Source organism: Streptomyces asiaticus (assembly GCF_018138715.1).
Classification (GTDB): Bacteria; Actinomycetota; Actinomycetes; order Streptomycetales; family Streptomycetaceae; genus Streptomyces; species Streptomyces asiaticus.
On the sequence record NZ_JAGSHX010000001.1, the window covers coordinates 251,611 to 261,274 of the forward strand.

Below are 9,664 nucleotides of genomic sequence, written 5' to 3' on the forward strand. Positions count from 1 at the left end.
AGCTGGAACTCACAGAGTGTTTCAAGGGGCTGGGGATAGTGGCGGAAGACGAAAAACTCCTTGACTACCTCAAGAAGGTGACGGCTGACCTGCGTCAGGCTCGTCGGCGACTTCGACAGGTGGAGGAGCGGGACCGGGAGCCCATCGCCATCGTGGCGATGAGCTGCCGGTACCCGGGGGGTGTGAGGACTCCGGAGGAGCTGTGGCGGCTCGTCGCCGAGGGCGGCGACGCGATCACCGAGTTCCCGCCCGACCGGGGCTGGGACGTCGATGGCTTCTTCGACCCGGACTCGGACCGATCCGGCACCTTCTCCGTCCGTGAGGGCGGGTTCCTGGACGCGCCCGGCGACTTCGACCCCGGCTTCTTCTCCATGAGCCCGCGGGAGGCGCTCGCCACCGACCCCCAGCAGCGGCTGCTGCTGGAGACCGCCTGGGAGGCGTTCGAGCGCGCCGGAATCGACCCGGCGTCGGTGCGGGGCAGCCAGGCCGGTGTGTTCGTCGGTGCCTCGCCCTCCGGCTACGGCGCCGGGGTGAGCGAGATGCCCGAAGGCGTGGAGGGGCTGCTGCTCGCGGGCAACGCCACCTCCGTGGTCTCCGGGCGGGTGGCCTACACCCTGGGCCTCGAGGGGCCCGCCGTGACGGTGGACACCGCGTGTTCGTCGTCGCTGGTCGCCCTGCACTGGGCCTGCCAGGCGCTCCGTCAGGAGGAGTGCTCGCTGGCCCTGGCGGGTGGCGTCGCCGTCATGTTCACCCCCAGCATGTTCGTCGAGTTCAGCCGGCAGGGCGGGCTCGCTCCCGACGGCCGGTGCAAGGCGTTCGGCGCGGGCGCCGACGGCACCGGCTGGGCGGAGGGTGCGGGTCTGCTCCTCCTGGAGCGGCTCTCCGACGCCCGGCGCAACGGCCACCCGGTGCTGGCCGTCGTCCGGGGCTCGGCGATCAACCAGGACGGCGCGTCCAACGGTCTGACGGCCCCCAACGGCCCCTCGCAGCGGCGGGTGATCCGCCAGGCGCTCCAGAACGCGGGCCTGACCCCCGCCGATGTGGACGCGGTGGAGGCACACGGCACGGGTACGTCGCTGGGCGACCCGATCGAGGCGCAGGCGCTGCTCGCCACCTACGGCAAGGAGCGGCCGGAGGACAAGCCGCTGTGGCTGGGCTCGCTGAAGTCCAACATCGGCCACTCCCAGGCCGCCGCCGGTGTCGGTGGGGTCATCAAGATGGTGATGGCCATGCGGAACGGCGTGCTGCCCAAGACGCTCCACGCGGACGAGCCGTCCACCCAGGTGGACTGGTCCGAAGGCGACATCCGGCTGCTCAACGAGTCGACCCCCTGGCCCGAGACCGAGCAGCCCCGCCGGGCCGGTGTGTCCTCGTTCGGCATCAGCGGCACGAACGCCCACGCGATCCTGGAGGAGGCTCCGGAGCCCGAGGCGGCCGAGGAGGCCGAGGCGGAGGTCGCCGACGGTCCGGTGGCCTGGGTGGTGTCCGGCCGCAGCGCGGCCGGCCTGCGCGCACAGGCGGGCACGCTGCGGAACTTCCTGGCCGAGCGCCCGGAGCTGAACGCCGCCGACGTGGCGTACTCGCTGGTGGCGACGCGGTCGGTGTTCGAGCACCGCGGGGTGGTGACGGGGGCCGATCGCGAGGAGCTCCTGGAGCGGCTGGGCGCGTTGGCCGGGGACGAGATTGCCTCGGGTGTCACGCGTGGCGTGGCGGATGTCCGTGGCCGTTCGGTCTTTGTGTTCCCCGGCCAGGGGGCGCAGTGGGTGGGTATGGCGGTGGACTTGCTGGAGTCCTCGCCGGTGTTCGCCGAGGCGATCGGCGAGTGTGAGACGGCCTTGTCGGCGTACGTCGACTGGTCGCTGACGGATGTGCTGCGTGGCGCGGAGGGTGCTCCGGGCTTCGACCGGGTGGATGTGGTCCAGCCGGTGCTCTTCGCGGTGATGGTGTCGCTGGCGAAGCTGTGGCGTTCGGTGGGCGTGGAGCCCGACGCCGTCATGGGCCACAGCCAGGGCGAGATCGCCGCGGCGTGCGTCGCGGGCGCGCTCTCGCTGGAGGACGCCGCCAAGGTGGTGGCGTTGCGCTCGCAGGCGATCGCCGTGGGCCTTGCGGGCCGTGGTGGCATGGTGTCGGTCGGACTGCCGGCGGATCAGGCCAAGGAGCGCATTGCCGCCTGGGACGGCGCGATCTCGGTCGCCGCGGTCAACGGACCGGGTTCCGTCGTGGTCTCCGGTGACCCGAAGGCGTTGCACGAGATGGTGGCCCAGCTGGAGGGCGAGGAGATCCGCGTCCGTCGGGTCCCGGTGGACTACGCCTCGCACTCCGCCCACGTGGAAGGCATCCGCGACGAGTTGCTCAAGGTGCTGGCGGACATCGCACCGCGCCCGTCGGAGGTGCCGTTCTACTCCACGGTGTCCGGCGAACTGGTCGACACGGCCGGTCTGGACGCGGAGTACTGGTACCGCAACCTGCGGCAGACCGTCGAGCTGGAGGCCACCACCCGCACCCTCCTCAACAGTGGCCATGTCACCTTCATCGAGGTGAGCCCGCACCCGGTTCTCACCCTTCCCGTCCAGCAGACGGTTGAAGCCTCTGAGGCGCAAGCCGTCGTCGTGGGCACGCTGCGGCGCGACGAGGGCGGTCTGGAGCGTTTCCTGACCTCCGCCGCCGAGGTGTTCGCGCGTGGCACCAAGGTGGACTGGCTCACCGAGCTGGAGGGCCGTGGCGCCCGTCGTGTCGAGCTGCCGACCTACGCCTTCCAGCGCGAGCGCTACTGGCTCGATGGATTCGGTCTGCCGCCCGGCGGAAGTGCGGCCGATGGCGCCGGTTCTGTCGATGCGCGGTTCTGGGAGGTGGTGGAGCGCCAGGATCTGGAGTCGCTGGCGGGGACGCTGGCGGTGGACAGCGAGGCGCCGCTGAGCGCGGTGCTGCCCGCCCTGTCCGCGTACCACCGCAACAACCGCGACCAGTCCACGATCGACGGCTGGCGCTACAAGGTGTCGTGGAAGCCGGTCTCCGACCTGGCCGAAGGGTCGTTGTCGGGGACCTGGCTGGTGGTGGTTCCGGCGTCCCGTGTCGGCGACGAGCTGGTGGCGGGGGTTGTCGCCGGGCTCGAGCGGCACGGCGCGGGTGTGGTCCCGGTCGCGGTGGACGAGCGGGACCTCGACGCGGACGTGCTGGCGGAGCGGCTGCGCGAGGCGGCCGCGGAGACGCCCGAGCTGGGTGGTGTGCTGTCCCTGCTCGCCCTGGACGAGGAGCCCTGCCCCGGATATCCGGCGCTGTCGGGCGGCTATGCGCTGACCCTGGTGCTGGTGCGGGCCATGGTGCGGGCCGAGATCCCGGCCCGGCTGTGGTGCGGTACGCGGGGCGCGGTGTCGGTGGGGCGTTCGGACCGGCTCACCAGCCCGACGCAGGCGATGGTCTGGGCGCTGGGCCGGGTCGCCGGTCTTGAGCTCCCCCCGCTGTGGGGCGGTCTGGTCGATCTGCCCGAGTCGCTGGACGCGCGCGGCGCGGCGCGGCTGGCCGGGGTGCTGTCCGTCGAGGGCGGCGAGGACCAGGTCGCGGTGCGCGGCTCCGGTGTCTTCGTACGTCGTCTGGTGCGGTCCGCCCCGGCCGCCGGCGAGGAGATCTCGTGGCGGGCGCGTGGCACGGTGCTGGTGACCGGTGGTACGGGCGGGCTCGGTGGCCAGGTGGCCCGCTGGCTGGTCCGCAGCGGTGCCGAGCACTTGGTGTTGACCAGCCGCCGCGGTCTCGAGGCCGAGGGCGCCGCCGAGTTGAAGGCGGAGCTGGAGGGCATGGGCGCCGAGGTGACGGTGGCCGCGTGCGACGCGGCGGACCGTGACGCGCTCGCCGCCGTCCTGGACGCCGTACCGGAGCACCAGCCGCTCACCGGGGTGGTGCACGCGGCGGGTGTCACGATCGCGGCTTCCCTGCTGGAGACGGAGCTCGCGGACGCGGCCCGGGTGGTGTCGGGCAAGGTGGCGGGTGCCGTCAATCTGGACGAGCTGCTCGGCGACCGTGAGCTCGACGCGTTCGTGGTCTTCTCGTCCATCTCCGGTGTGTGGGGCGGCGGCAGCCAGGGCGTCTACGGCTCCGGAAACGCCTTCCTGGACGCGCTGGTTGAGCAGCGCCGGGCGCGGGGTCTCGCGGGTACCGCCGTCTCCTGGGGCCCGTGGGCCGAGGGCGGCATGGCGACCCGGGACGACGCGGGGGAGCAGCTGGCGCGGCGTGGTCTGCCCGCGATGGCACCCCAGCTGGCGATCGCCGCTCTGGAGCGCGCGGTGGCCGGTGACGACGGTCTGGTGACGGTGGTGGACGTGGACTGGGAGCGGTTCGCGCCCTCGTTCACCGCGGTCCGTCCCAGTCCGTTGCTGAGCGACCTCGACGAGGTCCGGGCGCTGGAGACGCAGGGCGACGGTGGCGAGAGCGCCGAGGCCGCCGGGGCGCAGCTGCGCGAGCGGCTGAAGCCGCTGACCGAGGGGGAGCGGGACCGGGCGCTGCTCGATCTGGTGCGCAAGCACGCCGCCGCCGTGCTCGGTTACGCCTCCGCCGAGATGGTCGAGCCGAACCGGGCCTTCCGCGATCTGGGCTTCGACTCGCTGACCGCGGTCGACCTGCGCAACCGGCTGGCCGCGGAGACCGGTCTCAGCCTGCCCGCCACGCTGGTCTTCGACTACCCCAGCGCCGGCACGCTCGCGGCGTATCTGCGGACCGAGGTGCTGGGCACCGCGTCGTCGCCGGCGCTCGTCGCCGGGTCCGGGGCCGTGGCCGGGTCCGGCGCGGACGACGACCCCATCGCGATCGTCTCCATGAGCTGCCGCTTCCCCGGCGGGGTGCGCAGCCCGGAGGACCTGTGGCAGCTGGTGGAGAGCGGCGGTGACGCCATCTCCTCCTTCCCGTCGGACCGCGGCTGGGATCTGTCGGGCATGTATGACCCGGACCCGGACCGGCCCGGCACGTTCTACGCCCGTGAAGGCGGATTCCTGTACGACGCGGCCGAGTTCGACCCCGGCTTCTTCGGGATCTCGCCGCGTGAGGCGCTGGCGACCGACCCGCAGCAGCGGCTGCTGCTGGAGACCTCGTGGGAGGCGTTCGAGCGGGCGGGCATCAACCCCGCGTCGGTGCGGGGCAGCCAGGTCGGCGTGTTCGTGGGCTTCTCGGGCTCCGGTTACGGCGCCAATCTGGAGACCGTGCCCGAGGACGTCGAGGGCCACCTGCTGACCGGCAACGCGGGCAGCGTCGTCTCCGGCCGTCTCGCCTACACCTACGGCCTGCAGGGTCCCGCCGTCACGGTGGACACCGCCTGCTCGTCGTCGCTGGTGGCCCTGCACCTGGCCTGCCAGTCGCTGCGTCAGGGCGAATGCTCCATGGCGCTGGTCGGCGGTGTGACGGTGATGGCCACCCCGATGGCGTTCGTCGAGTTCAGCCGGCAGGGCGGGCTCGCCCCCGACGGGCGCTGCAAGCCGTTCTCGGCCGCGGCGGACGGTACGGGCTGGAGCGAGGGCGCCGATGTGCTGCTCGTGGAGCGGCTGTCGGACGCCCGGCGCAACGGTCACCAGGTGCTCGGCATCGTGCGGGGCTCCGCCGTCAACCAGGACGGTGCGTCCAACGGCCTGACGGCCCCCAACGGCCCCTCGCAGCAGCGGGTGATCCGCCAGGCGCTGGCCAGCGCCGGGGTGTCGGCCGCCGAGGTGGACGCGGTGGAGGCGCACGGCACGGGTACGTCGCTGGGCGACCCGATCGAGGCGCAGGCGCTGCTGGCCACCTACGGCCAGGAGCGGCCGGAGGGCCGCCCGCTGTGGCTGGGTGCGCTCAAGTCGAACATCGGGCACACCCAGGCCGCGTCCGGACTCGCCGGCGTCATCAAGATGGTCATGGCGATGCGGCACGGCGTACTGCCGAAGATGCTGCATGTGGACGAGCCGTCGCCGCAGGTGGACTGGTCGGCGGGCGAGGTGCGGCTGCTGACCGAGGCCACCGCGTGGCCGGAGACGGGGCAGCCGCGCCGGGCCGGCGTCTCCGCGTTCGGCGTCAGCGGCACCAATGTGCACACCATCATCGAGCAGGCCCCGTCGGAGGCCGACGAGGAGCGGCCGGCCGAGGTGACGGCTCCCGACGACCGTGGCGCGGCCCCCTGGGCGCTCTCCGCCCGGAGCGCGGACGGACTGCGCGCCCAGGCGCGGCGGCTGCGGGCCCATCTGACCGCACAGCCGGAGCTGAGCCTGAAGGACGTGGGCTACTCCCTGGTCGCCACCCGGGCGGTGTTCGAACACCGTGCCGTGCTGACGGGCGCGGACCGTGCGGAGCTGCTGCGCGGGCTCGAGGCCGTCGCCACCGGCGAGGAGGCCCCCGGGGTCGTGCGCTCGGTCGCCACTCCGACCGGGATCACCGCGTTCCTGTTCTCCGGCCAGGGCGCCCAGCGCCTCGGCATGGGGCGGGAGTTGTACGACGCCTTCCCGGTGTTCGCCCAGGCGCTGGACGAGGTGTGCGCCCACCTGGACGTCACTCTGGACCGCCCGCTCAAGGACGTGATGTTCGCGGCGGAGGGCAGCGCGGACGCCGAGCTGCTGGACCAGACCGCGTTCACCCAGCCCGCGCTCTTCGCGGTCGAGGTGGCGCTGTTCCGGCTGCTGTCCGCGTGGGGCGTGGCACCGGATGTGGTGATCGGCCACTCCATCGGGGAGATCGCCGCCGCGCAGGTGGCCGGGGTGTTCTCGCTGGAGGACGCCTGCACCCTGGTGGCCGCCCGTGGCCGTCTGATGCAGGCGCTGCCCGAAGGCGGCGCGATGGTCGCCATCGAGGCGTCGGAGGAGGAGATCGCGCCGTCGCTCACCGGTCGTGAGGCCGAGGTGAGCATCGCCGCCGTCAACAGCCACTCCTCCGTGGTCATCGCCGGTGACGAGGCGGCGGCGCTGGAGATCGCCGGACAGTGGGCGGAGCAGGGCCGCAAGACCCGCCGGCTGCGGGTCAGCCACGCCTTCCACTCGCCCCGCATGGACGCGATGCTGGACGACTTCCGCAAGGTCGTCGAGGGGCTCTCGTTCGCCCCGCCGGCCATCGCCCTGGTGTCCAACGTGACGGGCAAGCCGGCGGGCGCCGACGAGGTGTGCTCGCCGGAGTACTGGGTGCGCCACGTCCGCGAGGCGGTGCGCTTCGCGGACGGGATGCGCTCCCTGGAGAACGCGGGAGTGACCAGGTTCTTCGAGGTGGGCCCCGACGGGGTGCTCTCGGCGATGGCACGCGAGTGCCTGACGGTGGACGAGACTTCGGCCCCCGTCGTCGTGCCCGCGCTGCGCAAGGACCGCCCGGAGGCCCAGGCGCTGACGACGGCGCTGGCCGAACTCCACGTCCACGGGGTCACCGTCGGCTGGGAGGCCCTGTTCGCGGGCCAGGACGTCCGGCGGGTCGAGTTGCCGACGTACGCGTTCCAGCGGCAGCGCTACTGGCTGGACGCCCCCGAGAGCGACACCTCCGCCGCCCCCGCCTCCGCGGACGAAGGTGACGCCCGCTTCTGGGACGCGGTCGAGCGTGCGGACCTGGAGGCGCTGACCACCGCGCTGCAGGTGGACGGGAGCGCCTCACTCACCGAGGTGCTCCCCGCCCTGTCGTCCTACCGCAAGGGCCACCGTGAGCGGTCCACGGTGGACGGCTGGCGCTACCAGATCGCCTGGACCCCGGTGTCCGAGCTCTCGGAGCGGGCGCTGACCGGGACCTGGATGGTCATGGTCCCCCAGGCGTACGCCGACGACGAACTGGTCACCTCCGCGGCGACCATGCTGGAGCGGCAGGGCGCCGACGTGGCGCGGATCGTCCTCGACGGCGCCGCGGACATCGACCGCGCGGCGGTCGCCGAGCGGCTGCGCACGGCGGCCGAGGGCGCCCCGGACGGGGCCGTCGGCGGGGTGCTCTCCCTGCTGGCCCTGGACGAGGACCCCTGCGCCGAGCACACGGTGGTGCCGCGCGGGCTCGCGCTCAACCTCGTCGCGCTCCAGGCGCTCGTGGACGCCGGTGTCGAGGCCCCGCTGTGGGTGGCGACGCGCGGTGCCGTGTCGGTGACCGGATCCGACACCCTGCGCAGCGCCGCCCAGGCGCAGATGTGGGGCCTCGGCCGGGTCGCCGGTCTGGAACACCCCCGGCTCTGGGGCGGTCTGGTCGACCTCCCGGAGACGTTCGACGAGCGGGCCGCGGCCCGGCTGTCCGGTGTGCTGGGCGGCGGCGCGGGCGAGTTCGAGGACCAGGTGGCGGTGCGTACGTCCGGCGTGTTCACCCGGCGCCTGGTGCGGGCCACCGCGCCGCGGTCCACGGCCCGGCCGTGGACCGCACGGGGCTCGGTGCTGGTCACCGGCGGCACCGGGGGAGTGGGCGGCCAGGTGGCCCGGTGGCTGGCGAGCGCCGGTGCCGAGCACCTGGTGCTGACCAGCCGCCGTGGCCCGGAGGCCGACGGTGCCGCCGAACTGCGCGACGAGCTCACCGCGTTGGGCGCCGAGGTGACCATCGCGGCATGTGACGCCGCCGATCGGGAGGCCCTGGCCGCCGTACTGGCCGCCATCCCGGAGCGGTACCCGCTGAGCGCCGTCGTGCACGCGGCGGGCGTCCTGGACGACGGTGTGCTGGACGCGATGTCGGTGGAGCGGGTCGCGGGCGTGCTGCGTCCCAAGGTGGACGGGGCACGCAACCTGCACGAGCTCACCGAGGGTCTCGACCTCTCGGCCTTCGTGCTGTTCTCCTCGCTGGCCGGAGCCATCGGCGGCGCCGGGCAGGGCAGTTACGCGGCGGCCAACGCCTACCTCGACGCCCTGGCGCAGCAGCGCCGGGCCCAGGGCCTGGCGGCCACCTCGGTGGCCTGGGGCCCGTGGGCCGAGGGCGGCATGGCGGTCGACGGGGCGCTGGAGGACCGGCTGCGGCGCGGCGGCATGGCCGCGATGACCCCGGAGCTGGCGGTCAAGGCCCTCCAGCAGGCCCTTGACCTGCAGGAGACCCACCTGGCCATCGCCGACCTCGACTGGGAGCGATTCGTACCCGCCTACACCGCCGTACGGGCCAGCCGGCTGCTGGACGAGGTGCCCGAGGCGCGGCGGATCCTGGAGGCCGCGCTCGGCGGCGGGACCGCCGCGGTGTTCGAGACCGGTGGCTCGGAGCTGCGCGAGCGGCTCGCCGGAATGTCCGAGGCGGAGCAGGAACGAGCCCTGCTCGAACTGGTCACCACGCAGGTGGCGATGGTGCTGGGCTTCCCGTCGGCGGAGTCGGTCGAGTCCCAGCGGGCCTTCCGCGAACTCGGCTTCGACTCGCTGACCGCTGTCGAACTGCGCAACCGGCTGGACGCGGCGACGGGCCTTCGCCTGCCCGCGACGATCGTCTTCGACCACCCGACGCCCGTGGCGCTGGCCCGCCGACTGCGGACCGACGTCGTCCGGGACGGGGTCTCGGCGGCCGCGCCGATCCTCAGCGAGCTGGACCGGATCGAGGCGGCGATGGCCACGATCTCCGCCGAGGACGTGGACCGGCCGAGGATCACGACGCGCTTGCAGACGCTGCTTCTGAAGTGGGGAGAAGCGGAACAGGATTCGGGCAACACCGGCAAGAAGGCGGTCGCGAACAAGATTCAGTCGGCGACATCCGATGAGATCTTCGACTTCATTGACAAGGAGCTCGGGATTTCCTGAGCTGG

1 protein-coding gene is annotated in these 9,664 nt (G+C 73.3%); it reads left to right on the plus strand.

The window, feature by feature from the left end; genetic code table 11:
* The first annotated feature begins 38 nt into the window (after positions 1–38).
* Positions 39–9,659 (plus strand): type I polyketide synthase, encoded by a 9,621-nt coding sequence (locus KHP12_RS00725; protein WP_211831237.1) that lies wholly within the window; start codon positions 39–41, stop codon positions 9,657–9,659.
* The last annotated feature ends 5 nt before the right edge of the window (positions 9,660–9,664 follow it).